A 25,744-nucleotide genomic window follows, 5' to 3' on the forward strand; every position below is an offset into this window, starting at 1 on the left:
TCCGGCCACTTGCTGAAGCCGTTTGCCAGGTTAGCCAGGGTCTGCGGAGTAAATTCAGAGAGTTGGTCGGCACGGCGAAGCACCTCACCGGCGATCGTGGCTGTGGCCTCGCGACAACCCGCCTGTTCCGGCCACTTGCTGAAGCCGTTTGCCAGGTTAGCCAGGTTCTGCGGAGTAAATTCAGAGAGTTGGTCGGCACGGCGAAGCACCTCACCGGCGATCGTGGCTGTAGCTTCGCGACAAGCCGCCGCTTCCGGCCACTTGCTGAAGCCGTTCACCAAGTTCCCCATGTCCTGCGGGTTAAAACCAGAGAGCCGGCCGGCGCGGCGGCAGACCTCACTGGCGATCATGCCTATTGTCTCGCGACACGCCACCGCTTCCGGCCACTTGCTGAAGCCGTTCACCAGGTTAGCCAGGTTCTGCGGATTAAAACCAGAGAGCTCGTCAACGCGGCGACTAACCTCACCGGCGATCGTGAGCGCGGCGTGACGCGTGTTCTCCTCTTGCGGCCACTTGCTCATGCCATTCACCAGGGTCGCAAGATCCTGACTGCTGAAATCAGAGAGTCGGCCGCGACGAAGCAACTCGCCGCCGACAACGGTTGCGGCGTGGCGGCACTCTGCCGCTTGCGGCCACTTGCTGAAACCGTTCACCAGGTTCGAAAGTTCCTGCGGAGTAAACTCAGAGAGTTGGTCGGAACGGCGAAGCACCTCACCGGCGATCGTGGCTGTAGCCTCGCGACAAGCCGCCGCTTCCGGCCACTTGCTGAAACCGTTCACCAGATTAGCCAGGTTCTGCGGAGTAAAGTCCGAGAGTTGGTCGGAACGGCGAAGCATCTCACCGGCGATCAGGGCTATAGCCTCGCGACACTCCGCGGCTTCCGGCCACTTGCTGAAGCCGTTTGCCAGGTTCGACATCTCCTGCGGAGTAAATTCGGAGAGTTGGTCGGAACGGCGAAGCAGCTCGCCAGCGATCGCGATTGTGGCGCCGTGCAAGCTCTCCATATGCGGCCACTTGCTGAAGCCGTTCACCAGGTTCGAAAGTTCCTGCGGATTAAAACCAGAGAGTTCGTCAACGCGGCGACTAACCTCACCGGCGATGGCGAGCGCGGCGCGACGCGTGTTCTCCTCTTGCGGCCACTTGCTCATGCCATTCACCAGGGTCGCAAGATTCTGACTGCTGAAATCAGAGAGTCGGCCGCGACGAAGCAGCTCGCCGCCGACAACGGTTGCGGCGTGGCGGCACTCTGCCGCTTGCGGCCACTTGCTAAAGCCGTTCACCAGGTTCGACAATGCCTGGGCGTTAAAGTCAGCGAGCTGATTGGTGCGGCGGCAGATCTCACCGGCGATTGCGAGCGCGGCGGGACGGATGTTCTCCTCTTGCGGCCATTTACAGAGGCCGTTCACCAACGTCGACAAATCCTGCGGAATGAAACCAGAGAGCTGGTCGGCGCGGTGATGGACCTCACTGGCGATTGCAACTATGGCGTCGCGACAGTCCTTCGGCCACTTGCTCAAACCGTTCACCAGCAGCGCCAGACTTTGACTGTTGAGCTTTTTAAGTATGCGTCTGTCGTCGCGACAGACCTTGGCGATCCTGATCACGCCATTGCGGCAATCCGCCATCCGGGGATGCCGTCCGAACGATGATGACAAGAGCGCAAGCGCCCTGGGTTCGATTTGGCTGATCAGCGCATTATCAAGCTGCGCCACCCGAGCTGCCATGGCCCTGCAGGCTTCGATACCCTCCCGCCCTCCCGCCTCCCGGTTCACTGTGTTGCATGCTGTGGCATACCCCCATGTTGTCCCGGCGCCGATGTCTTCCTCCAAGTTTGGCAGCAATTCACGCGTGAACCGGGCGGCCGCCTTTTGCAGAAATATCGCGTATTTCTCGCGGTGCGCGCTTTGCAGGAACTTGTTATGGTTCACCACGGCAGTTGAAAATCGAACGATGCCGCAGGCGCCATTGATCTCACGCAAGGCGGCAATCAGTTGTTCTTGCTCGATTGCGTCTTGGCCGCCTTGAGCAGAGACATCGTCGATACGCCGCCCTCCTGGTCCTGCATTGAGATTGGACACGGTTTGCCCACGGGGCGGGCGCCCGCCTGCCTGCGAGCCTCCGGCCGCGCGATCGCTGCGCCAAGGTTCGCCCTCGCCTGCACGCGGTGAACTTTCTTGTCGGCGGAATGCATCCCGATGCTGCCGATCAGTCTGGTGCACACCAGCTTGCGAACCTCCGGCCGTTCGACCAGGGCGCCAAGTTTCGCCGCGAGCACCTGCTTGCGAACTTCCGGCGGCCTCATTGCCGCGCCAGGGCTCGCCATCGGAACGCGAGAGGCTTTTTTCTGGGGCTGGCGCGTCACCCTCCGGCACCCAGGAAGATGGACGACGACGCCCAACCGCACGCGGCAACGCCCCGGGGATCACAGGGGGGGCAACTGAGGAGCTGGCAGGCCTGTCTTGAACGGCATCATCGGCAAGGGGCAGGCTGCGAACGGAGGACGTCCCTTCATGTTGAGGCTCAGAGCGCATCCGCGCCACGATGGAAGCGAACGATGGGGCGCCTGTTCCAGGAGCAAAACGTGATTCTGGGCGCGTGCTGCTCGATCCCGGCGGGTTGTCGGTTCTCGCATCCCCAATATGCGACGTCCCGACTCGGCCAATGCCCGTCATTATCCACCTCCGATGTCGGCGACAATGCCGCTGCCTGTGTTGTCAAGTCCGACCACCAGCCGGGCGACCTGTGCCGTCACGACCGCCCTGCGGCCTCCGACGCCGGACATGCCCGCTGCTTTCATCGATTGCGAAGGCGTCTGAAGGACACGCCCGTACCATAGACCTCTTGCAAGTCTTGTCGCCCGCCTTGGACGCCCTCGCTCAAGCCGCATAACCAGACCCGCTTGCATCGGCGCACGGCGACGCCAGCGCAGCCTGCGCCGAAGGCACTCCACAATCGGCCCGATGGAGAACACGGCTTGGCGCGCCCGTACTAACTTAAAGACTGAGACGACCACCCGGGCCCCCGAGCAAACCAGCGCGCATCCGATCGTCACTGCTCGCCGGCCTACCCATCGCGCCAGGCCCTCAACACCGAGAGGCAGATCGCGGGGGCAGGATTTGCTGGCTGAATACGCAAGTAAAGGTCCCCGTTCGTGGCATGACAAGATGTCCACCATCGCTGCAAATCAGTCGGTGCCCCTCGGCAGCCCGCGGCGCTCATTCCAAGCCACCACATAGCCTTGGTTGCTGACAAAAACCTGACTTGCTCGCAACGTCCCAAAAGGGAAAACCGGGCTTGCTTCTCTTCGGCGCTCAAATCACTGTTTAGGAAGTCGGCCGGAATATTGTTGGCGAGTAGCGCCGTCTCGGATTAGTGGCTCGTCTTCAACTACCAGAACCGCTCGATGTCGGAAACGTACGGCGCTGCCCATCCGTAGCAGGCCTATCCGAAAGCCTCGCTCCGGGGCGTGACTCAGGGGTCATGGATAGAATGCATGCCTCAGCCCGGTTCACGACTAGCGTAATTGGTCATGACAGCTTAACCGGCAAATTGATCGGCCCTCGAAAGCCGAAGCCGCGCCACTGCACCACCTGAGGATCCGGCAGCGTCATATTTGGAAAACGCTCGAATAGCATGGGCAGCATGATTGCCCCTACGGTTTGACGCGAGATTTGCGCGCCTGCACAGTGATGCGGCCCCGAGCCGAAGGACTGATGCGAAATCTTTTGGCGGAAGACGTTGAAGCGCTCTCCGTCTTCGAAGAACTCTTCATCGCGATTGGCCGAAGCTTGGATGGTCATCACGGTATCGCCCTTCGAGATAAGAAAACCGCGAATCTCCGTGTCCTCCCGCACGAGGCGGGAACTCGCCTGAATCGGAGCAATCCACCGCACGCCCTCCTCGAAGGCCTGCCCCCAGCATTGCTGCCTCTTGACCTCCTCCAACTGCTCGGGGTTGGTCAGCAATCCGTAGACGATCGTACCGAGAGCGTCGCGGGGCTCGTTAATTCCCCCGCCAATGGCGATCTTGATGTTGGCATACATCTGACTCATGGGTATCGGATCAGGCGCGTTCACCATGATCGCGAATGCCGAGGGGTTCGGTTCCGCCCTGTGCTTTTCGATTAGGTTGTCGAAGAGCCTGTTCATCTCGGCATTGGCTTCGTCAGATCGCTCGAATGGCTCCGGTTGCCATCCAAAATTGCCCGCCCCGTCGATCAGCCGCTGCGACCAGCGTATCATCTCTGCGTCGGATGCTCCGCAAATCCCGAGGATATGAGCGAGAATGCGGGCCGCCACCGGGCCGCAGATCTCTGCAAACAGATCCACTGTGCCGCCGCGCGGAAGGCGATCCAGATACTCGTTCACGATGTTTCGATAGATTGGCGCCCAATGTTCCGCGATAGTCTTGGGGGCGAAAGCCTTGGCCATGGCCATTCTTTCGCGGGCGTGTTCCGCGCCATCCTTTCGCATCAGAGTATGGGCCTGAAAGGCCGGCTTCATCGGTGTGTTGGGATCATCCGAACTGAAGAGCTCGGGCTGGTCCTTCACCATTTTCGTGTCGGACGCCTTAGTGAGAAACGTCCGCTTCACGGAGGCAACGTGCACCACGGGGGTCTGCGCGCGCATCCGGCGATAGATCGGATATGGGTCGAATGTAAGCTCGTCGATCGTGGATACCCGATCTACTGGCACCAGTCGCATGGCGGGACTTCTCCTCTTAGTTCATTTGATATCAGCCGATGTACGCTACATCCACGGCGGTTACCGCGATTGAGCACACCAAGCCGGGGGCCTTCGACCATTAGGGCGATGAAGCCTGATCCCTATCGCCATGGTTCAAACAGGGCTGCTGCGGCTCTCCGGGTATGCCTCTAGTTTCGGGCGGGGAAAGTTCTGTCAGCCACCCCAACCCATGGCCTCTTCCTCCGATTTGAACGCTCGCGTTAGATCTCGCGTATTTGGACAGCGCCGTCGGCAAACGCGATTTTCAAACCGCCATGCCAGCCGGTGGCCTTATCACCGAAGAACGCTTGCAGATTCGTCACTTTAACCGCTTTCCGGGGATCGACTCCTGCATTCTCTGCGAGGGTGGCCTTGAAGTGTTATTGGCTTTCGCAGACTTCTCTGAACTCAGAAGCTCGCTCGCCTGGTCAATCTGCTTCAATTCATCAGCATCTGCTTCAATTCATCAGCCCTTTGGGCAGCACGCTCCTTCACGCGCGCCACGATCGCATCCAAATTCCTTTGTCACTCAGAACCAGGTATTTTTTCGGCCAGTTCAGATTCGCATTCGGCGCCGAGTGCTCCGACGCCAGTGCAGCCAAACGGATGTCTGCATCAACCTCCTTCAAAGTTTCCCATTTTCTTTCGTACGGAACGGGGCGCTTCGATTCGACAGCTCTTGATCTGTCTGAGGCGCTGTTATCTCGCATGCCGGGTGGAGTATAGGGGGCGGACTGCGCCTCGCATGGACCAATGTGGAAAAGTCCAAGTGTAAGCGTCGGCGACGTGTGCGAGGTGACGGGACGATCGTGGCAGTCACACACTGGCGTGGTGCTGCCCACGCGCGCCTTTGAAATTCTGCTCATAGAACTCGACACAATAAAACGGCTGCCCGCTCGTACACTTTTCGCATTTTCCGCAGTAGGCGTACGAAAGGGCTATCCCCAGGTACAAGTCCCGAGACGGCGGATCCTGTCGCTTCGACCACACCCGATCCCTCGTGTCCCAGCACGAGCGGTAACGGGACCCCGTAACCCTGGTCATGCACCACCACGTCAGTATGACAGACACCAGATGCCACGATGCGGACGAGGATCTCGTCAGACCTAGGCTCGGTGATCAGGATTCGCTCAATCTCACGGGGGCCACCCTTATGGCGGGTAATGGCAGCGGTGGCTTGGGTCATACTCTTCTCCCGAATTCCCGGTCAGCGCGTCCGGCTGCCGCAGACAAATGGCGGCCAGGCCCTGAGCGATCAACTTGCCCCGGCTCTTGGATGCCGAAGACGGTCAGCACCGCACGCAGAAAGCTGAGCGCAATGACAGCGACGAACGCGCCTGCCACGCCGCCGCGGTCGCCTCCAAGGGTGACGCCGCTAAGGATCGTGGCTGCCAGGGCGTTCATGAATACCCCGAGGCTCGACCATGCCTACCGAGGTCGCCGACACCTGCAGCAGCGCCCCGAGACAGATGAGAACGCAGCAAGAAGATGCGCCGTGAAGACAATCCGGGCATGTGGATACCGGACACCTGTGCTGCGCGGGGGTTATCGCCAGCCGCCCTGAAGTACTTTCCAATGATCAAGTTGCGGAACGCCAGGGCGACGAGGATCAACGCGATGATCCAGATGATGACACCCCAGGACATGCCGATGAAGCGCGCGTGGGTAAGCTCCCGGATCCCGTGCCGGGATCGATCCGGGCGCACGCCCGGCGCTGAAATATTGCATCAGGCCGACCAGGATTGCCACATGCTGAGTGTCGAGATCACCGCTGAGGCCCTGACGTAGGCTATGAGAACGCCGTTGATGAGGCCCACGACGGTGCCGAGGGCCGGTAGCATCAGGACGCGCACGAAGGCGGCATAGCCGTTCAGCTTTCCCGAACTGGCCAGATAAGATGGACATCGCGAACACACCGGCCACCAGACCGAACTCACTGAGTAATCAGCGGTCTGCATTGTTCATACGCCGCCTGCGCCACCGCCACGCCCCGATCCTTCACCAGGCTACCTCACGCTTGAATTCGCGGCTGAACTTCCTTCTGTGCGTTCCACTACCCATTTCGTTGAACAACTTATTTCGGTGTAGCAGGCCAAAGGGCGCGCTTTCACCTTCCTCCGGGTCCAAGCAGCTTTCGATATCCCGCTTGCAGGGCAGCTGTGGCGGGGCATGGCGAAAAACCTGACCTTCTGCTTGCAGAGATAGAGCTACGTTATGGCTTTCCGGGCTAAGCGTGCAGACAATACGCTGGTCGGGCGCGACGGATCGGAACGGACAGCCACACCCTACAGGTCTGGGCAGGCAAAAAGACGCACGGGAACGCGAGCGGGCTGCGCAAGCGCCGAGCGAACACCGAACACAACACGCGACGGCCTCGCATCATGTAGTGGTCGGACGGAACATGCGTGGCAGGGTTTCGGCCAGGAGTCGCCAGTCCTCGCGCTGGCCCTCGCCTTCACTGCGCTTGCCGAAGACCTGGATGATCATCTTGCCCTCGGAGTCATAGGCTTCGAGCGAGGTGACGTGACCGGCCTTGGTCGGTTTGCGAACGGCCCAGACCTCGCGAATGTGGTGGGTCCCGAGATGCAGGTGGAAGGTCTCGTCGAGCACATTTATGCACGGCCCGATCGGTTTGACCGACTTGATCGGGCCGGAATGGATCTGGACGCATCCACGATTGCCGACTAGGCACATAATCGGCATCTCGTCTTCAGCCACCTGTTGAAACATGGCGCCAATGGCATTCTTATCGAGCGCCCAAGCGTAATCCTCGCCGACCATACGCATCGCCTGACAGCGTCCGAGCTTCAACGTCTTCAACATGTCGAGGAACTGATGCTCATCGTTCAGCCGGCTCCAGCGGTCGCGCAAGTCCTCCCCCCTGGCGGCTTGGTCAGGAACCTCTGGTTCGCCTTCTGCTCGGCTCCCCTTGACCAACATGATTGGCTCCTGGCTCGAGGTTTCGAGTTGCGCCAGCAGCTGCTTATATCGATGGAGGTCTGAGGCGGGCCCGAGATACACCTTGTGCACCGCCTCGCCGGTGGCATCAAAAAATTGCATGCTGCGTCGAATGTCGTCACCATCGCATTCCTCGATGGCAAAGCCGTACGCCCAAGCTCTCGGGAAGATGCGCAGCTCGATGTCGTTACCGAGCACCATGGCATGGTGATTGCCCGTGACGACCTTGTCGTAGACGCCGATCTTTTCATGCACGGCGCTTTCATTGCGGGTCTGCGCCATCACCTCGCCGACCGCTTCGAGGCCGATCAGAACAGTGTTTACGCTTGGTGCAATGCGCACCGCGCCGAAGCCACAATGCGCACCGACCAGTTCCGCTTCCGTTATGCCCAATTTGGCGGCGAGATCGTGCGCGCGTATTTTCGGGTTGTCTTGCCGCGCTTGGCGGATTTCGTGCGCCGATCGTCTCTCGCGCTGGTCCATGTCCTGCCTCTGCTTCCACCTGCTTGTTGAGGATCGGCTGTCTGCCCGATGGTCAATCGACAAAGCACGCCGCAATGCTCGATGCCGACCTGGTGCTCGTCAGGAACAGCGTTCTGCAGGGGAGCGTGCACGATCGCCGTCGAAACCGGCCGTGCCGTCTGAGCAGCAAGGAGCGGATTCCATCGGCGCAGAGTGGATCTGACCGACATGACATGTTGCTTTCCTTCCTTCTTTCCATCGATCGCGAGCGCACGCGCGGGATGATCATGGTCTCTGCGGTCCTCGCCGCATCGCCAACGGAGTTTCAAAAGTCATGCCAATCCGGCTGAACCGCGCAGAAATCCTTCTGCACACTCGTCAATGATCTTACCTGCGAGTTCAGCGGCAACCGAGGCCGGACAATCTGTGACGAACTCGACAAACCCGACAGTGCGTGTCGGGTGCACGACGTCTTTCCAGCAACGGCGCACAAGATTGATGGCAGCGTTGGAGAGATGGCGCCGTGCTGAAACGGTTTTTCCTTTTGGCACGGTTCATGCGACGCCATCCACGAAAACGTCACAAGCTGGGGAGAAGTCTCGCCATGATTACGCTCACCGACAATGCTGTTGCCGCCGCCAAGTCCGCTCTTTCCCGCGCCAGCGAGCCGGCGGAGGGCTTTCGCATTATGGTCCAGAGCGGCGGCTGCGCCGGCTTCAAATACTCAATGGGCCTGGAGAGTGTCTCGCGCCAAGGCGATGTGATCACTGAGACAGATGGGGTCAAGCTGTTTGTCGACGCAGACTCCCAACCCTTTGTCGCTGGCACGACCGTGGACTTCGTCGCTGGGCTCGAATCTTCCGGCTTTGTCTTCGACAACCCCAATGCGCGGGAGAAGTGCGGCTGCGGCAAGTCCTTCAGTTAACTGAGATCGTAGCTATGCGGCCTGTCTACCTCGACAACAACGCAACGACACGGGTCGATCCTGAGGTCGTGCAAGCGATGTTGCCGTTCTTCTCGGATGAATTCGGCAACCCTTCTTCGGCGCACGCTTTCGGCGCCTCGGTCGCGGCGGCTATAAAGAAGGCGCGGCAGCGGTTGCAAGCGCTGATTGGCGCGCAGTTCGACGATGAGATCACCTTCACCTCGGGTGGAACAGAAAGCGACAACACAGCAATTCTTTCGGCGCTTGAGGCGTTGCCCAACCGAACCGAGATCGTCACGTCGTCGGTCGAGCATCCCGCCGTCCTGTCGTTATGCGCGCATCTTGAGCAGACCCGCCGTGTGAAGGTCCACAGGATCCCGGTGGACCGCTGTGGCCGGCTTGACCTCGATGCCTACAAAGCCGCGCTCACCCCACACGTGGCAATCGTCTCGATAATGTGGGCGAACAATGAGACTGGTATGATCTTCCCCGTGGCCAAGCTTGCGGAGTTGGCCAAGGAAATCGGCGCGCTATTCCATACCGATGCGGTGCAGGCGGTCGGCAAGATTGAGATAGACCTGAAATCGACGGAAATCGACATGCTGTCGCTCTCCGGCCACAAGCTTCATGGTCCCAAAGGGATCGGCGCACTTTGGGTAAAGCGTGGCGTGCACTTCCGCTCGCTGATCAAGGGCGGGCACCAAGAGCACGACCGGCGTGCCGGCACCGAGAATACTCCCGGCATAGTCGGACTCGGTATGGCAGCCGAACTCGCCTTGAAATTCTTGGACGACGCCGCGACGCGGGTAAAATCGCTCCGCGACCGCCTAGAGGACGGGATCCTCCAGCGCATCCCAGACACTTGCGTCACTGGCGATCCGATGGAGCGGTTGCCAAACACAGCGAACATCTCATTTGAAAATACCGAAAGTGATGCAATCCCACATCTGCTCAGCCGCCTGAGCATCGCCTGCTCCTCCGGCTCCGCCTGCACCTCCGGCTCAATGGAACCGAGTCATGTCCTAAGCGCGATGAAGGCGCCACACGCTGCGGTCCGCTTCTCATTCGCGCGCGACAACAACGAAGCGGACGTCGACCGGGTGCTTGAGGTTATGCCGGCGATCGTGGAGAAGCTGCGTGGCTCTCCCAGTTCCGGCCCGCGTGGGCGGAGGACAGAAGTCGTGCGAGCAGGTCTAACCCTGAGCGGCGGCAGAACAGGACACTATTCATGAGCCGGGACGTCTTCCTCAACGATACGACCTTGCGCGATGGCGAGCAGGCGCCAGGCGTCGCTTTTACGATGGCGGAAAAGCTGGAGCTCGCCCGGTCTCTTGCGGCCGCCGGCGTCCCGGAGATCGAGATCGGCACGCCGATTATGGGCGCCGAGGAGATCGAAACAATTCGCGCCGCGGTCGCGCGGCGTCTCCCGGCTCGGCTCACGGCCTGGTGCCGGATGAAGTCGCAGGACCTCGAGGCAGCGATTGAGAGCGGCGTCGGCGCCGTCAATCTTTCGCTACCCGCCTCGGACATTCAACTTGCGGCCAAGCTCGGCCTCGATGAGGCAGGAGCGCTCCAGGTCATCGAGGATATGGTCCGGCGTGCAGCCGCTGCTGGCTTCTTCGTCGCTGTCGGCTGCGAGGATGCTTCGCGGGCTGATTTGGATCATCTTGGCCGAGTCATTGAAACTGCTGCGCGCGCCGGGGCAAGCCGCGTCAGGCTGGCCGATACGCTGGGAATTCTCGATCCGTTTTCGACTTTCGAACTTGTAGCCCAGCTCATCGCGAAGTCTGAGGTCGACCTCGAATTTCATGCACACAATGATCTTGGTCTTGCTGCCGCCAACACGCTGGCCGCGATCCGCGCAGGTGCGAGCCATGCCTCCGTCACCGTCCTCGGGCTCGGCGAGCGTGCGGGTAATGCCGCGCTGGAAGAGGTGGCAGTCGCGATGGCCGTGATCGACGGCGCGGATACCGGGATCGAGCTGACCGCATTGCCCGACCTCGCTGCCAAGGTGGCTTGCGCTGCCCGCCGGCAAACCGCGGCTATGAAGCCGGTCGTCGGGGCCGATGTTTTCACCCACGAATCCGGCACTCACGTCGCGGGATTGCTGAAGGACACGCGCGCCTATCAGGGGCTCGATCCGGCTCTTGTGGGCCGCTGCAATCGTATCGTCATCGGTAAGCATTCCGGCGCCACCGCGATTACCCGAGTGTTGAGCGACAACGGTCGCGATCTCGATCCGGATCTGGCAGCCGCGATGGTGGCCCGCGTCCGCCGCAAGGCGTCCGAGACCAAATCTGCCGTCACTGCAACTCAACTGGTTGAGCTCTACGATAGTCTGCACAGCGAGGCATGTTCAGAGGGATCTGCGGATCCAGTTGTGGGACGAACGCACCACAATTGCCGACGAAGGGGAATGCAATGAATTGTTCCGCTGACAACCGCTCCATCGATGTTAGCGATATCCTCGCGCGACTGAAAGGCCTGTCGGCCGCGGAGGAGTTCTTCGCAGTCCTTGGGGTCTCTTATGATCCGAAGGTGCTGAATGTCTCCCGGCTTCATATCATGAAACGCGTGGGCCAATACCTTGCGGAAGAAGATCTATCCGATCTGCCTGACCAAGTGATCGCCGCGCGGGTTCGCGCTACACTGCAACGCGCCTACGAGGACTTCGCGAGCTCCTCGCCGCTTACGCACCGGATTTTCAAGGTGCTCAAAGACCACGATCCGAACAAGTCTCCCACGTCGGACCGCACATTCGTCCCGTTCGACTCCGTCCTGAAGCGGTTCGCAGAAGAATGAGCGCGCGAGATGGTTGCAACGCGCCAATGTCGAGAAGCCTACAAATCCTGTCACCACGAAGGCGATCCCGGAAGGAACCAACCGAGTATCCAGGAAAAGGAGCACGAAAAGCGGTTGGCACGAATGTTGCTGCCAAGGATCAACTGCCAGGCTCAGATCCGGACAGAAGCCCCAAGAGACCGCCAATGCACACCGTAGTCTGCATCAAGCAGGTGCCGGACTCGGCACAGATACGCGTCCATCCCGTTACGAACACGATCATGCGCCAGGGCGTACCCACCATCATCAACCCTTACGACCTATTCGCCCTGGAAGAGGCACTCAGACTGCGTGACGATTATGGCGGCGAGGTCACCGTGCTCACCATGGGTCCGCCGATGGCAGAGGACGCGCTGCGCAAGGCGCTCGGTTACGGCGCTGACCGCGCGGTGCTCCTAACCGACCGCTATTTTGCCGGTTCCGACACGCTGGCGACCTCCTTCGCTCTTTCCCAGGCAATCGCGAAGGTTGGCGAGACGTTCGGCGCGCCAGATATCGTCTTCACTGGCAAGCAGACGATCGATGGCGACACAGCCCAGGTGGGGCCGGGCATCGCCAAGCGCCTCGATCTCCTGCAACTCACTTATGTCGCGAAGATTCCCCGCATTGATCTTGCTGCGCGCGACATCCAAGTCGAGCGCCGGTGTGAAGGCGGCACGCAGATGCTGAAGAGCAGGCTCCCTTGTCTCGTCACCATGCTGGAAGGCACCAACGAGATTCGCCGGGGCTCGCTCGAGGATGCCCTGCGCGCCGCGCGCAGCCCGGTTTTGAGATGGAGTGCGGCCGATGCCGGCATTGATGACCTGACCAGATGCGGCCTGCGCGGCTCCCCGACGGTGGTCAAGCGCGTTTTCGCCCCTACTGCTCGGGCGCAAAAAGCGGCACAAATTGACACCGCCGAAAAGCCCTTGCGCGATATAGCAGACGAGCTGATCGCCGCAATCTTGACCCGCCAACCAGCGCTGGAACATGAGCTGGCCTTCAACGGCGGCGCGTGAGGCAAGGAGAGACGATGTCGAGCGCGAACCAAGAAACCCCTCGCCCTACCGCCGGCCGCGCCGGCATAAAGAAGGAACTGCCCGAGCATTTCAAGGATTACCGCCACGTCTGGGTTTTCATCGAGCTCGAACGCGGCCAGGTCCATCCCGTATCGTTCGAACTGCTCGGCGAAGGCCGCAAGCTTGCCGACAAGCTTAATGTGGAGCTTGCGGGAATCGTGCTCGGACCACCGGCCGAGGCTACTCAGTCTGCGGTCGCCGACGCTTTCGCTTATGGCGCCGATCTTGTCTACAACGTCGAGGCGCCGCTGCTCGCCGACTATCGGAACGAGCCTTTCACCAAGGCCATGACGGAGCTCGTAGACACCCACAAACCCGAGATATTGCTTCTCGGGGCGACCACACTTGGCAGGGATCTTGCCGGTTCGGTGGCGACGACATTGCAGACAGGGCTCACGGCCGACTGCACCGAACTCGACGTTGATGCCGACGGTTCGCTCGCCGCGACCCGTCCGACTTTCGGCGGTTCCTTGTTGTGCACCATCTATACGCTCAATTACCGGCCGCAGATGGCGACAGTGCGACCGAGGGTCATGCAGATGCCGCAGCGGTTGAATAAGCCGGTCGGACGCGTCATCCAGCACCAACTGTCGGTAGCCGAAGACGACATCGTCACCAAGATCCTAGGCTTCCTTCCCGATAGTCAGTCGGCAAAGGCAAATCTTGCCTATGCCGACGTTGTTGTTGCGGGAGGCCTCGGTCTAGGCGCGGCGGAGAACCTGCAGCTTGTGAAGGATCTCGCACGGGCAATCGGCGCCGAGCATGGGTGTTCGCGCCCGTTGGTCCAGAAGGGTTGGCTGTCGGCAGATCGGCAGATCGGCCAAACAGGCAAGACCATCCGTCCCAAGCTTTACATAGCGGCTGGAATTTCCGGCGCCATCCAGCACCGGGTTGGCGTCGAAGGGGCGGATCTCATCGTGGCTATCAACACTGACCCGAACGCGCCGATTTTCGATTTCGCCCACGTCGGGATTGTCACCGACGCGATCCGCTTTCTGCCCGCGCTGACAGAGGCCTTCACGCGGCGACTGTCGCCCCACAGTCGCGATAAAATTGCGAACTAGGGAGCTGGACATGACCAGGGAAAAATTCGACGCCATTGTTGTGGGTGCCGGCATGTCCGGAAACGCAGCAGCTCACACCTTGGCAACCCAAGGCCTGAACGTGCTGCAGTTGGAGCGGGGAGAATATCCGGGCTCCAAGAATGTCCAGGGTGCAATCATGTACGCTAGCATGCTGGAGAAGATCATCCCGGATTTCCGTGATGACGCGCCTCTCGAGCGCCACCTTGTTGAACAGCGGCTGTGGGTGATGGACGACACATCCCACACCGGGATTCACTATCGCTCGGACGATTTTAACGAGGCGAAGCCCAACCGCTATACGATCATCCGCGCCCAATTCGATAAATGGTTTTCGCGTAAAGTGCGGGAGGCCGGTGCGACGGTTCTGTGCGAGACGACCGTGACCGAACTCGTCCGCGATGCCGAGGACAAAGTGGTCGGCGTCCTCACAGACCGGACCGGCGGAGCGATTTTCGCCGACGTTGTCGTCCTCGCAGAAGGCGTGTCCGGACTGCTTGGCACGAGGGCGGGCCTTCGCGAGATGCCGAAGCCGAAATCCGTGGCGCTCGCCGTCAAGGAAATGCATTTCCTGCCCGAAGAGGTCATCGAGCAGCGGTTCGGGCTCAAGGCCGGCGAAGGCTGCGTGATCGAGGCCGTGGGTACGATCTCCCGCAGCATGGCTGGGCTCGGCTTTCTTTACACCAACAAGGAGTCGATCTCGCTGGGCATCGGCTGCCTCGTTTCGGATTTCGCTGCGACGATGGAGAGCCCATACGCCCTTCTCGATGCGTTAAAAAACCATCCTTCGATCCGGCCGCTGATCGCCGGCTCGGAGGTGAAAGAATATGCCGCGCATCTCATCCCGGAAGGTGGCTACAAGGCGATTCCGCAGTTGTTTGGCGATGGTTGGGTGGTGGTCGGCGATGCCGCGCAATTGAACAATGCGGTGCACCGCGAGGGTTCGAACCTCGCCATGACCTCAGGCCGTATCGCGGCTGAGGCGATCGTGCACATCAAGAGCCGCAAGCGTCCAATGACCAGACAGAACCTTGTCCTCTACAAGACCATGCTGGACAAGTCCTTCGTGGTCAAAGACCTAAAGAAATATAAGGATATGCCGGCGCTGCTCCACACCAATTCCCGAAATTTCTTCACGACCTACCCGCGGTTGATGTCGCAGGCGGCTCAGAACGTCGTGCGGGTCGACGGCACTCCGAAGATCGACAAGGAAAAGGCGACCACTGCTGCCTTCATCAGGGCGCGTTCGCGCTGGGGGTTGCTGAGTGACGCGGTTCGCTTGGCATTGGCCTGGCGGTAGGAGACACGAGATGACAATCGCACCGGCACGCATTGAGGAGAAACTTTACCAGAACCGCTACCTGGTCGACTCGGGGCGCCCGCATATAAAAGTGCGACCGCACGAGAAGCCAAGCACCAACTTGCTTGCGCTGACCCGCGTCTGCCCGGCCCAATGTTATGAATTGAACGACGAGGGCCAAGTGGAGATCACCGCCGACGGCTGCATGGAGTGCGGCACCTGTCGGCTATTGTGTGAGGCCAGTGGTGAGATCGAGTGGAATTATCCACGCGGCGGCTTCGGTGTTCTCTTCAAGTTTGGATGACCTACGCACCTACGCTTCGTTGCCATGGCCACAATTTCCGCAATTGCAGCCAGACAATTTGCAATTGAACAGGGGCTCGTCAATACTGAAGACTCACGACTCGGCAGACCAAAAGGCGCTTTGTGAGGAGCACCCATGCAGCCCCTGAGGTGTTTCTATGGCTCAAATAGTGCGGGAACGGGTTAATGAGATTGGGCTTCGCAATAGCCGCTCACCTATCGAAACCCCGCAAGGGATGAACATTTCGCTCAGGGGAATTTATGAGATATCCGAGATCCTGACCGCACCCACGCGGCTGGAGATCACGCTTGCCAATGTCGTCAACATTCTCGGCTCGTTTCTGCAAATGCGTCATGGAGCAGTGATCGTCCTAGACGCGAAAGGAGAGGTGGAGATTGCTGCAACTACCGGCGATAACCTCGCACCTCAATCAGACCATCGGCGCGCCATACCGCAAGCCGTGGTAGACCGAATCCTCGCCACGGGGACGCCACTCGTCATAGACGACGTCCGCAAGTCCGAATTATTTCCGGGTGACCTTCAAACGGCTTCGAGCGGCGCCACCATGCCGGTCACCTTCATCGGAGTGCCAGTAGAGGCTGACGATGAAATTCTCGGGACATTGTCGATCGACCGTATCGGGGGCGGCGCAGCCGCCGTGCGTTGCGACGAGGACGTACGCTTCCTGATGATGGTCGCCAACCTTGTCGGCCGGACCATCCGTCTCCATCGTATTCTAAGCACAGATCGCCTGCGGCTTATCGAGGAGCAACGGAGACCGGAGAAATCGCTCGACGAGGAGACCCGCCCTGCCCGGCATCGGCATGTCAAAATCGATGGGATCATCGGGGAAAGTCCCGCACTCAAGCAGGTGCTTGAAACCGTCGCAGTCGTAGCAAGGACCAACTCCACCGTGCTTTTGCGCGGTGAAAGCGGCACGGGCAAAGAATTTTTCGCGCAGGCCATCCATAAGCTTTCATCTCGCAGTAAGAAGGCCTTCGTCAAACTGAACTGCGCCGCGCTGCCTGAAAGCGTTTTGGAATCGGAATTGTTTGGCCATGAAAAGGGCGCCTTCACCGGAGCTGTCTCGCAGCGCGCCGGCCGTTTCGAATTAGCGCATGGCGGAACCCTGTTACTTGATGAAATCGGTGAGATTTCGCCTGCTTTTCAAGCTAAATTGTTGCGCGTCTTGCAGGAAGGCGAGTTGGAGCGCGTCGGCGGCACCAGGACGCTCACGGTCGACGTCCGGCTTATATGCGCCACGAACAAGGACCTTGAGACGGCTGTCGTGAATGGCGAGTTCAGGGCCGACCTTTACTACCGTATCAATGTGGTGCCAATCGTGCTGCCGCCGCTCAGAGAGCGACCAGGCGATATTCCACGCCTTGCGAAGTCCTTCCTCGATCGATTCAATAGGGAGAACGATCGTGAGCTCGCGTTCGCGCCTTCAGGGCTTGACCTGATCTCGCAATGCTACTTCCCCGGCAACGTCCGTGAGCTGGAAAACTGTGTGCGAAGGACGGCCACGCTTGCGCGTTCGAGCACGATCGCCGCTTCGGATTTCGCCTGCCAGAATAGCCAGTGCTTATCTTCGCTCCTCTGGAAAGGAGCCCGCCGTCCAACTGGCAGCAATGCCAGCGATGAGTTCGGCCGCAACAGCACGCCGATTGCATCGCCACTGGAGCCCAGGCGCATCGGCGCATCCGAGGGCGAGGTGGTGCCCGTCAATGCCCCCCGTCCAAATGATCCTGCTTGGGGCGAGACAGGCATGCGTGTGACCGATCGCGCCCGGCTGATCGACGCGATGCAGAAGGCCGGCTGGGTTCAGGCCAAAGCTGCTCGCATCCTCGGCCTCACGCCGCGGCAAGTCGGCTATGCCCTGCGTCGCCATAATATCGAGGTGAAGAAGTTCTAAACGCCTTGCGATGTCAAAATCTCCTCGCTGTGTGTTGAACCCGCCAGCGCCGTCTCAAAGGCATCATCCAAAGTCGCAAGCCCGACAAAACTTGTGGCGTAGCGAACAGACGTAATCGCACATGAAATCCGACATGTTGAACTAAAACAGCCTTTTTCGAGCTGGCACAACATTTGCGAACTGAACTGCGACGTCCACCCATGAACGGAGCCGTTCAATGTCCATACCGGCGATTTCGCTTGAGAGTTTGGTCAGTACCAAATCCTTCGACCAGTCGTTGGCGACCGCGAAATCCGCCCGCTGCACATCTTCATGCTACGGCTCGTCCGAAAAACCGACCGAGATGGACCCCACCGTCTGGCAGAAGATCAATGACCATCCATGCTATTCCGAAGAGGCGCACCATTATTTCGCGCGCATGCATGTAGCGGTCGCGCCAGCCTGCAATATCCAGTGCAACTACTGCAATCGCAAATATGACTGCGCCAATGAAAGCCGGCCCGGAGTGGTATCGGAAAAGCTCGCCCCAGACCAGGCGCTACGCAAGGTTATCGCCGTCGCCAATGAAGTGCCCCAACTTTCCGTGCTCGGCATCGCTGGACCGGGCGACGCCTGTTACGACTGGCAGAAGACTAAGGCGACACTAGAACGTGTCGCCAGGGAAATCCGCGACATCAAGCTGTGCATCTCCACCAACGGACTCGCGCTACCGGATCGTGTTGCCGAGCTTGCTGACATGAATGTCGATCACGTGACAATCACCATCAACATGGTCGACCCCGCAATCGGGGCAAAGATCTATCCCTGGATCTTTTACAACCATCGCCGCCACGCCGGCATCGACGCTGCCAGGATCCTGCACGAGCGGCAGATGCTGGGCCTGGAGATGCTGACCGCGCGTGGCATCCTCACCAAGATCAATTCGGTGATGATCCCGGGCGTCAACGACAACCACCTGATCGAGGTCAATAAATGGGTCAAGGAGCGCGGAGCGTTCCTGCACAATGTCATGCCGCTGATTTCCGACCCGGCGCACGGTACGCATTTCGGCCTGACGGGGCAGCGCGGCCCGACGGCCTTGGAACTGAAGACGCTCCAGGATCGCCTCGAAGGTGGCGCCAAATTGATGCGACATTGCCGCCAGTGCCGGGCCGACGCTGTCGGCCTGCTTGGCGAGGATCGTGGCCAGGAGTTCACGATCGACCAGATTCCGCACGGCATCACCTACGACGCCAGCAAACGCGCGTCCTATCGGGAGGTGGTTGCGAGCGAGCGCGGCGATCACGTTGCGGCCAAGAGCCAGGCGGTCGCGACCGTCAAGGCAGCAGGTTCCGGCAAATCGCTCCTCATCGCAGTGGCGACCAAGGGCGGCGGCCGGATCAACGAGCATTTCGGCCATTCGAAGGAATTCCAGGTTTATGAGGCCTCTCCGAGGGGGATCAGCTTCATCGGGCATCGCAAGGTCGAGCAGTATTGCCTCGGCGGCCGAGCCGCTGACGGCGCCCTCGACGGCGTCATAGCTGCCCTCAAGGGCGTCGACATAGTGCTGTGTGCCAAAATCGGAGATTGCCCCAAGGATCAGCTCGCTGGAGCTGGAATCCGGGCAATGGACGTTTATGGCTACGACTATATCGAAACCGCCATCGGCTCGCTTTACGTCGCCGAGTTTGGGAGCGAACCAATGGCGGCGACGGCCTGATCGTCTCGTCCTAACCGAATCAGGAGTTGATAAATGGCCTTCAAGATCGTTGCCTCCCAATGCACGCAATGCGGTGCTTGCGAGTTCGAATGCCCCTCGAGCGCAATCAAGTTCAAGGGCGAGAACTACGTGATCGATCCGGAGCAGTGCACTGAATGCAAAGAGGCCTTCGATACGCAGCAATGCGCCTCCGTATGTCCGGTGCCGAAGACCTGCGTTCCCGCCTGAGCTGCATCCTTTGTTGACAAACTGGAGCCGCGGGAAAGGAAGGAAGCCGGATGGGCCTCAGACGCGAACAGGAGGTTGAGATCCGCAAGCCTCCACGATTTGTGCCGGGCGAGCGGGTCCGCGCCACACGACACGTAAAGAACGACGGTACCTATCCCGGTAGCGAGATAGGCGCAAACCTCGTGCGGAAGGGCGATGAAGGCTATGTTCGCGACATCGGTACTTTTCTCCAACAGTTCTACATCTATGCGGTCGAGTGGCTCGATCGCGGCACCGTCGTTGGCATGCGCGCCCACGAACTGATCAGCCTTGACAAATCCGGAGAACCTTGCAGTGCCGAAATCACCTGTGGTCACTAACAATGGAACAGCCCAATGAAGCTAATGATCCGCAGGACCGATGCCGGCCTATCGGTCTATGTGCCGAAGAAGGATCTCGAAGAGCCGATCATCAGCGTAGAGCATGAAGAGCTATGGGGAGGGTCCATAACGCTCAGGAACGGCTGGCGGCTCGTCCTGCCCGACCTGCCGCGAGATACACCTTTGCCGATCACCGTCGAGGCTAGGAAGATTTCCGACGAAGAGTGACGCCAACAGGTCGGCAATCTGAGAGCGTCAATGGGAAACGAGCATGGAAACCATCCTGGCCTTGCGCCACCTCATGATCAATCGGGACAGTCATGCCGCAAAGCAGCTTGCACTGCTGAAGAAAGCACTTTGCGCCGATGAGATCATTCCATACCTCGGTCCGGACCTGCCTCGGCTTAGGCACGGGGATCCACCGGTACCGCTCACGCCGCAAGCCGTCGCCTCGGCACTCAACGCGCGGGCGCCAGCTCCTTCGAAGATTCGTGCCAATATGTGGTCGGTCGCTCAATTCATCGAACAGCGTCGGCATCGGCGGACGCTCCAGGCCTGGATGGCCGAGATATTCGCGGGGCCGGTGGCGCCGACCGTCTTTCATGCCTGGCTCGCGACCCTTCCGCTCTCCCTGATCGTCGATAGCTGGTACGACGGCGCCATGCGCGCTGCCCTGGTAGCGACCGGGCGAACTGATGTCGTGGAGGTTCAAGGCGTACCGCGCGCGGACGCAATTGGCGACATTTGGACGAGAACCTACCATTTGTCTGGAATGGAACTCCAATCAGACTCGACGGCAGCGACGGTCCTCTATACGCCGCACGGCAGCATCAAGCCGGCGGCAAACTTCCTCATCGCAGATTCGGATTACGTCGAAGCCCTAACCGAAATCGATATCCAGACGCCTATCCCTCAAGCCGTGAAAGAACGGCGCACCAAGCGCGGTTTCTTGTTCTTCGGCTGTCGGTTCGACGATCAGATGCTGCGCATATACGCCCGACAGGTGATCAAGCGCTCAAGCGGCCCACACTTTGCGGTTATCGATTCGGCAACGTTGACTAAGAACGAGCGCCGCTTCCTTGCAGCAAACGCAATTACGGTCATAGACATGCCCGCATGCGAAGCCGCAGCTCAACTGGTAGGGACAGGTATCTAGCAGATGGTGGCCAGCTTGCGGCATTTGGCGGGGGGGTCGTTCGGCTCAAGGCCCTCCAAACGGCACAAGGCCGCTGGGCTGCCCCCTCCAACAGTAAGGCTATTCGTGGCGTGACGAAGCCCGGAAATTGGGTGGCGATCGGAGAAGTGGCCGGTTCAGTCCGCGGCTGGAGCACGATCGCGCGTATTACCCGGATGAATTTGCGGCACCCGTGGCAGGTCACCGGAGCGATCGGCTCGACGCTCGTTGCGGCATCGCTCCAATTGCTCATCCCCGTGCTCCTCGGTAAGGCCATCGACCAGACCCAGACAGCCGTCGGCGGCGGACTAAGCGGAGCGGCCGCGCAAGAGGCGCTGCAGAACTCGGCCCTCCTGCTGCTCACCGTTAGCATGCTGCGCGGCCTGTTCACGCTGGCTCAGAACTATCTTGCTGAAGCGGTCGGACATCACGTCGCGTATGCACTGCGGGTCGCTGTTTATGACAAGATCCAGCGGCTCAGCTTTTCTTTTTATGACCAGGCGCATTCAGCCGATCTGATCACTATCGGCATGCTCGACCTGGAAGGCGTGCGTATGTACTTCGCTGCCTCTCTGGTTCGTGCGGTCCTGCTCGTCATGCTGATCGGGATTGGTGCCCACATATTGATTTCCACCAACGTGTTTCTTGGTCTTCTCGCGCTGAGCTTCGTGCCCTTTGTCGCGTGGCGCTCATCAATCACCCAGCTCAAGCTGCGTGCCACCTGGCTTGATCTGCAGGAGCGGCTTTCCGTCCTCAGCCGCGTGATGGAAGAAAATCTCGTCGGCATCCGAGTTGTCCGCGCGTTTGCAGCGCAGGCTTACGAGATGCTGAAGTTCGACCGCGCCTCTAAGAATGCGCTTAGTCTCATCCTCGAACGGGTCGAGATTTACGTGCGCAACATTTCCGCGATGAATTTCTCGTTCTTTCTCGCCATGGGACTGGTCCTGTGGATCGGCGGCAACAAAGTTACCGCAGGCGAAATCAGCGTGGGCAAACTTGCCACGTTCCTTTCATTTATGACGATCCTCCAGATGCCGGTTCGCCAGATAGGCGTGATAGTCGATGGCTTCGCCCGGGCCTCAACATGCGGTTCGCGCCTCTTCGGCTTACTCGACCTGGACATTGCGATCAAAGACGCATCAGACGAACCGCTCGAAATCAGCGAGGGCACCTTGCGCTTCGACCATGTTTCATTCGCCTATCCGGCCGCCAAGGAACGCCCAATCCTGAAGAATATCAGTTTTGAAGCCCGCAAGAGCGAGACGGTTGCAATTGTCGGCCCGCCCGGCTCCGGCAAATCGACGGTGGCTCATCTGATCCCTCGTTTTTACGACGTCACCGGCGGTGCCATCACGCTTGACGGCCAGGATATCCGCGACGTCACCCTGGCCACGCTCCGCAGAGCCGTCGCGGTCGTGCAGCAGGATGCATTCGTTTTCACCACGACGATCGAAAACAATATCGCCTATGGCGATCCGTGGGCCAACGCACAGCGGATCGAGCGCGCGAGCGAGTCGGCTCAGCTTCACGACTATATTCTCCGGCTGCCGGCCGGCTATAAGACGGTCGTGCGAGAGCGCGGCGTATCCCTGTCGGGCGGACAGCGTCAGCGCCTGGCGATCGCCCGCACGATGATGCTGCGCCCCTCGGTCATTGTCTTCGACGACTCGACTGCCGCGATCGATGCAGCCACCGAACAGCGCATTCGCTCCGCCATGCGACTCTTTGCCAAGGATCGCGTGACCATCATCATCGGCCACCGGCTGAGTTCGCTCATGCATGCCGACGCAATCCTGTTGATCGAGAACGGCGAGATTGTCGAGCGCGGCACTCATGAAGATCTTCTGGCGAAAGGCGGACGCTACAAGGCTCTTTACGACCTCCAAGTGCGCGCATTTGATGACATGCTGCCCGACCAGAAGGGGGCGAGCTGATGCTCCAGGCCGGCGAAGTTGAGGCCGAACGCAACGATGCTCGAGACGACGACCGGCGCCCGCCGCATGCCGTCGTCGGCTCGCACCGCTTCGAAGAAGAGATGTTCGGATCGGCGTTTGACAAGAATATTGTCCGGCGCATTTGGGCGTTCGTCAGGCCCTACCGCGCCAAATTGATCATCTCGGTTGCCGCGATGTTGATCCTCACGGGTTCACAGCTTCTCATCCCCCTCATCATCCGCTTTGCGATCGACCATGGAATGCAGCCGGGAAGTGGCGATCGCTCAGCCCTGCTTGCGGCCGCCGGCGCTTTCCTTTTCACGATCTCAGTCAATTTTGCTGCCAGCTACACGCAGGAGATCATGGTCTACAAAACGGCGGAGAAGGCTCTGTCCGATATTCGCCGCGCCACGTTTGGTCATCTGCAAGACGTAGCGCTTTCCTTCATGGACAAGACAGAGGTGGGACGGCTGATGTCGCGCCTGCAGGGCGACGTCAATTCCATGCGGGAATTCTTCGAAACCGCGGTGTTTTCGTTGGGCGACATCGCCCTTCTCTTTGGCATCGTCTTCATCATGTTGTGGCTTGATGTTCGCTTGGGGCTCCTTACGTTCTCGGTATTGCCTGTTCTCTTCGTGGTGCGCCTCTTGTGGCTGCCGCGCGCCCGCGATGCCTTCATGGCCGCGAACGAGGCCAATTCGATTTCCAATGGCGCGCTGGCTGAAGCCATTCATGGCGTACGGGCAGTGCAGTCCATGGATCGGCAGCAGGTCAATTCGATGCTTTATGATGATAAAGCGCGCGCCAATCTCAAGACACATCTGACCGCTGCCAAGTACGCACAGATCATGGTGCCGATCGTCGATGGCCTGACGGGCGTTGCCGTAGCTGTCGTCATCGTTGTCGGCGGTTCAATGGTGATGAACGACCGCATCGATGTGGGTGTGATAGTCGCTTTCCTCTTCTACATTCAGCGCTTCTTCGATCCGATCCGCTCGCTCACCTTGCAATATTCGATCATGCAACGGGCGATGGCGTCGGGAAAGCGTCTGATCGAGGTTCTTGATATCAAGATCGAGGTCCAGGACAAACCGAATGCCAGGGTGCTTTCAGCCGACATGGACGGCTCGATCGAGTTCAGGAACGTTACTTTCGGCTATGATCCCGAGCATCCGGTGTTGAACAACGTGTCGTTCCGGGCCGATCCCGGCGAAACCGTCGCCTTGGTCGGGCCGACGGGTTCAGGTAAATCGAGTGCAATGGCCCTCGTCCACCGCTTCTATGATGTCCAGAAGGGCCAGGTGCTGGTCGGCGGCTACGATGTGCGAGATGTCACCCAGAAATCTCTTGGCCGTCAAGTTGCCATGGTGCTACAGGAGCCGTTCCTTTTTACCGGCACGGTCTTTGAGAATATCCGCTACCACCAGGCTGAAGCCACGCGGGAAGAGGTTATCGAGGCCGCCATGGCCGTTGGCGCGCACAGCTTTATCGTGCGCCTTCCTGGTGGATACGACGCCGCTCTAGGTGAGCGTGGCGGCAATCTCTCGCTGGGCCAGCGCCAGCTTATCAGCTTTGCACGTGCGCTTGTCGCAGACGCCAAGATCCTGGTACTCGACGAAGCGACCGCCAATATCGACAGCTACACGGAAATGCTGATCCAGAAGGCACTCGTCACGCTTCTCGAAGGCCGAACTGGCCTCGTTATCGCCCATCGTCTTGCCACAGTGCGGGGTGCCGACCGTATTGTCGTTCTCCAGAACGGCAAGGTCGCCGAAAGCGGAAAACACGACGAGTTGATCAAAATGGGCGGTGTCTATTCCAAACTTTACAGGCTCAACCACGCCTCGTTCGACACCCCCGATGAACAACTCGATACCTCCGAACCAGCGGGCTACAGATCTGAGGCGCGAAACTCCGAGGAGCCACCGCAATGGTGCAGGCGCATTGCCGAGCGGCGATAGCCGGCGCGTTGCCCGCTTGCGGAAGCAAATCGAGCGCCTGCGCAATACCGAGATCGCCACCACCCATGACGAGCATTTGATTGCTACACGGTGCCGGCGTGGCCGACCGTTCTCGCGGCCGAAGACAAGCCCGAAACAAACCGAAGCCGCCGTGGCGGACGCCATCGTAGCGCTGAGCAGGCAACGCTTGAACGGCAAGCACGTCGCCAGCGAAACCGGTGTATCCGAGGCAACCGTGAGTCTGGTGCTGGCACGCGTTGGCCTGTCGTGCCTCAAGGACCCGAAACCTTAGCCGGTGCGCCGCTAGGGGGCGAGCACCCAGCGTGCTCACCGACATCACGAAGCTCGGTCGATCGGCTCTGTGGGGCACCGCATTCCGGGCGATATCCTGGTGCGGTCGAATCGCCATCTCGGCATCGGCTGGGAGTTCGTCCACGTCTGCATCGACGATGCCTCGCGCGTCGCTTTCGTCCAAGTCATGTCCGACCAGCGCAATGAGAGGGCTGTCACCGGGCAGGCAATCACGTGGGATAGCCCATCCCTGGCCATCTCGCAGTCTCGCCTTTCGCCATGATGCCATCACCTTGAGAAATTCTGGAACCTCTCTCTAATGATTGCGGTACTCGACCATTACAACGATCGGACCCCTTCGTGGTCGCAGGTCTGCAGGGCGGGTTCGCAGAACGTGTTAATCGGAAAACACCGCGCTGCGGCTTTTGCAGCCCTTCTCCTCGCGCAGCGGGCGTACGCTCAGCCCGCTTGAGAGCAGTGCCGTGACCGATGTCACTTGCTCGTCGAACGACTATTACGATAAAGCTCC

General features: G+C 59.8%; 24 protein-coding genes and 1 pseudogene. 20 read left to right on the top strand and 5 right to left on the bottom strand.

All coding sequences use genetic code 11. The features are described 5' to 3' along the window. The 4 genes and pseudogenes from AC0ZT5_RS23800 to AC0ZT5_RS23815 form a co-directional block, all read right to left on the bottom strand. Positions 1-2,078, bottom strand: a pseudogene (locus tag AC0ZT5_RS23800) (hypothetical protein); the annotation flags it as partial. Continuing rightward, on the bottom strand, positions 1,988-2,275 hold the full coding sequence (locus tag AC0ZT5_RS23805) for a hypothetical protein (protein WP_488498542.1): 288 nt from the start codon (positions 2,273-2,275) through the stop codon (positions 1,988-1,990). The gene AC0ZT5_RS23805 and the pseudogene AC0ZT5_RS23800, both read right to left, overlap by 91 nt. A 1,252-nt stretch (positions 2,276-3,527) precedes the next feature. Further along, positions 3,528-4,703, bottom strand: a complete 1,176-nt coding sequence (locus AC0ZT5_RS23810; RefSeq protein WP_488498423.1) for a cytochrome P450 — start codon at positions 4,701-4,703, stop codon at positions 3,528-3,530. A gap of 883 nt (positions 4,704-5,586) precedes the next feature. Further along, positions 5,587-5,910 (bottom strand): alcohol dehydrogenase catalytic domain-containing protein, encoded by a 324-nt coding sequence (locus AC0ZT5_RS23815; protein ID WP_488481332.1) that lies wholly within the window; start codon positions 5,908-5,910, stop codon positions 5,587-5,589. 302 nt (positions 5,911-6,212) lie between these two features. Between AC0ZT5_RS23815 and AC0ZT5_RS23820 the strand changes: the two genes are divergently transcribed. Next, positions 6,213-6,512 (top strand): hypothetical protein, encoded by a 300-nt coding sequence (locus tag AC0ZT5_RS23820; protein WP_488498424.1) that lies wholly within the window; start codon positions 6,213-6,215, stop codon positions 6,510-6,512. A gap of 591 nt (positions 6,513-7,103) precedes the next feature. On the opposite strand, the gene AC0ZT5_RS23825 is transcribed toward AC0ZT5_RS23820, so the two are convergent. Continuing rightward, positions 7,104-8,165 carry a hemin-degrading factor gene (locus AC0ZT5_RS23825; RefSeq protein WP_488498425.1) on the bottom strand — a complete coding sequence of 354 codons (1,062 nt, stop codon included), beginning with the start codon at positions 8,163-8,165 and terminating at the stop codon, positions 7,104-7,106. 74 nt (positions 8,166-8,239) lie between these two features. Between AC0ZT5_RS23825 and AC0ZT5_RS23830 the strand changes: the two genes are divergently transcribed. The 19 genes from AC0ZT5_RS23830 to AC0ZT5_RS23920 all read left to right on the top strand — a co-directional run bounded on the left by AC0ZT5_RS23830 (position 8,240) and on the right by AC0ZT5_RS23920 (position 25,498). Next, entirely contained in the window at positions 8,240-8,494 is a 255-nt protein-coding gene (locus AC0ZT5_RS23830) for a hypothetical protein (protein WP_488481336.1), read from the top strand. 254 nt (positions 8,495-8,748) lie between these two features. Continuing rightward, on the top strand, positions 8,749-9,069 hold the full coding sequence (locus AC0ZT5_RS23835; protein WP_488498426.1) for a HesB/IscA family protein: 321 nt from the start codon (positions 8,749-8,751) through the stop codon (positions 9,067-9,069). Positions 9,070-9,083: 14 nt separating this feature from the next. After that, positions 9,084-10,301 (top strand): cysteine desulfurase NifS, encoded by a 1,218-nt coding sequence (gene nifS, locus AC0ZT5_RS23840; RefSeq protein WP_488498427.1) that lies wholly within the window; start codon positions 9,084-9,086, stop codon positions 10,299-10,301. Then, positions 10,298-11,494: a homocitrate synthase gene (gene nifV, locus AC0ZT5_RS23845; protein WP_488498428.1), complete on the top strand. Its 1,197-nt coding sequence runs from the start codon at positions 10,298-10,300 to the stop codon at positions 11,492-11,494. Before nifS ends, nifV begins: the two co-directional genes overlap by 4 nt. Continuing rightward, entirely contained in the window at positions 11,491-11,871 is a 381-nt protein-coding gene (gene nifW / locus AC0ZT5_RS23850; RefSeq protein WP_488498429.1) for a nitrogenase stabilizing/protective protein NifW, read from the top strand. Before nifV ends, nifW begins: the two co-directional genes overlap by 4 nt. 185 nt (positions 11,872-12,056) lie before the next feature. Further along, positions 12,057-12,908, top strand: a complete 852-nt coding sequence (locus AC0ZT5_RS23855) for an electron transfer flavoprotein subunit beta/FixA family protein (RefSeq protein WP_488481341.1) — start codon at positions 12,057-12,059, stop codon at positions 12,906-12,908. 14 nt (positions 12,909-12,922) lie between these two features. Beyond that, a complete protein-coding gene (locus AC0ZT5_RS23860; protein WP_488498430.1) occupies positions 12,923-14,032 on the top strand; it encodes an electron transfer flavoprotein subunit alpha/FixB family protein in 1,110 nt (369 codons plus the stop codon). Between the two features lie 10 nt (positions 14,033-14,042). Then, a complete protein-coding gene (locus tag AC0ZT5_RS23865) occupies positions 14,043-15,350 on the top strand; it encodes an FAD-binding protein (protein ID WP_488498431.1) in 1,308 nt (435 codons plus the stop codon). A 10-nt stretch (positions 15,351-15,360) separates the two neighbouring features. Beyond that, positions 15,361-15,654, top strand: a complete 294-nt coding sequence (locus AC0ZT5_RS23870) for a ferredoxin family protein (RefSeq protein ID WP_488498432.1) — start codon at positions 15,361-15,363, stop codon at positions 15,652-15,654. A 157-nt stretch (positions 15,655-15,811) separates the two neighbouring features. Further along, positions 15,812-17,569 carry a nif-specific transcriptional activator NifA gene (nifA, locus tag AC0ZT5_RS23875; RefSeq protein WP_488498433.1) on the top strand — a complete coding sequence of 586 codons (1,758 nt, stop codon included), beginning with the start codon at positions 15,812-15,814 and terminating at the stop codon, positions 17,567-17,569. A gap of 217 nt (positions 17,570-17,786) precedes the next feature. After that, positions 17,787-19,268 carry a nitrogenase cofactor biosynthesis protein NifB gene (gene nifB, locus AC0ZT5_RS23880; RefSeq protein WP_488498434.1) on the top strand — a complete coding sequence of 494 codons (1,482 nt, stop codon included), beginning with the start codon at positions 17,787-17,789 and terminating at the stop codon, positions 19,266-19,268. Between the two features lie 33 nt (positions 19,269-19,301). Next, complete coding sequence (locus AC0ZT5_RS23885; protein ID WP_488481347.1) at positions 19,302-19,496, top strand: 4Fe-4S dicluster domain-containing protein; 195 nt, start codon at positions 19,302-19,304, stop codon at positions 19,494-19,496. A gap of 50 nt (positions 19,497-19,546) precedes the next feature. Beyond that, positions 19,547-19,855 (top strand): nitrogen fixation protein NifZ, encoded by a 309-nt coding sequence (locus tag AC0ZT5_RS23890; protein WP_488498435.1) that lies wholly within the window; start codon positions 19,547-19,549, stop codon positions 19,853-19,855. 15 nt (positions 19,856-19,870) lie between these two features. Next, positions 19,871-20,083: a putative nitrogen fixation protein NifT gene (gene nifT / locus AC0ZT5_RS23895; RefSeq protein ID WP_488498436.1), complete on the top strand. Its 213-nt coding sequence runs from the start codon at positions 19,871-19,873 to the stop codon at positions 20,081-20,083. Positions 20,084-20,126: 43 nt separating this feature from the next. Further along, positions 20,127-21,011 carry an SIR2 family NAD-dependent protein deacylase gene (locus tag AC0ZT5_RS23900; protein WP_488498437.1) on the top strand — a complete coding sequence of 295 codons (885 nt, stop codon included), beginning with the start codon at positions 20,127-20,129 and terminating at the stop codon, positions 21,009-21,011. Between the two features lie 194 nt (positions 21,012-21,205). Continuing rightward, complete coding sequence (locus tag AC0ZT5_RS23905; protein WP_488498537.1) at positions 21,206-22,963, top strand: ABC transporter ATP-binding protein; 1,758 nt, start codon at positions 21,206-21,208, stop codon at positions 22,961-22,963. Further along, positions 22,963-24,924 carry an ABC transporter ATP-binding protein gene (locus AC0ZT5_RS23910; RefSeq protein ID WP_488498438.1) on the top strand — a complete coding sequence of 654 codons (1,962 nt, stop codon included), beginning with the start codon at positions 22,963-22,965 and terminating at the stop codon, positions 24,922-24,924. Before AC0ZT5_RS23905 ends, AC0ZT5_RS23910 begins: the two co-directional genes overlap by 1 nt. A 16-nt stretch (positions 24,925-24,940) precedes the next feature. Continuing rightward, positions 24,941-25,216, top strand: a complete 276-nt coding sequence (locus tag AC0ZT5_RS23915) for a hypothetical protein (protein WP_488498439.1) — start codon at positions 24,941-24,943, stop codon at positions 25,214-25,216. A gap of 99 nt (positions 25,217-25,315) precedes the next feature. Next, positions 25,316-25,498: a hypothetical protein gene (locus tag AC0ZT5_RS23920; RefSeq protein ID WP_488498440.1), complete on the top strand. Its 183-nt coding sequence runs from the start codon at positions 25,316-25,318 to the stop codon at positions 25,496-25,498. The last annotated feature ends 246 nt before the right edge of the window (positions 25,499-25,744 follow it).

It is taken from the genome of Mesorhizobium sp. CNPSo 4670, assembly GCF_057784235.1.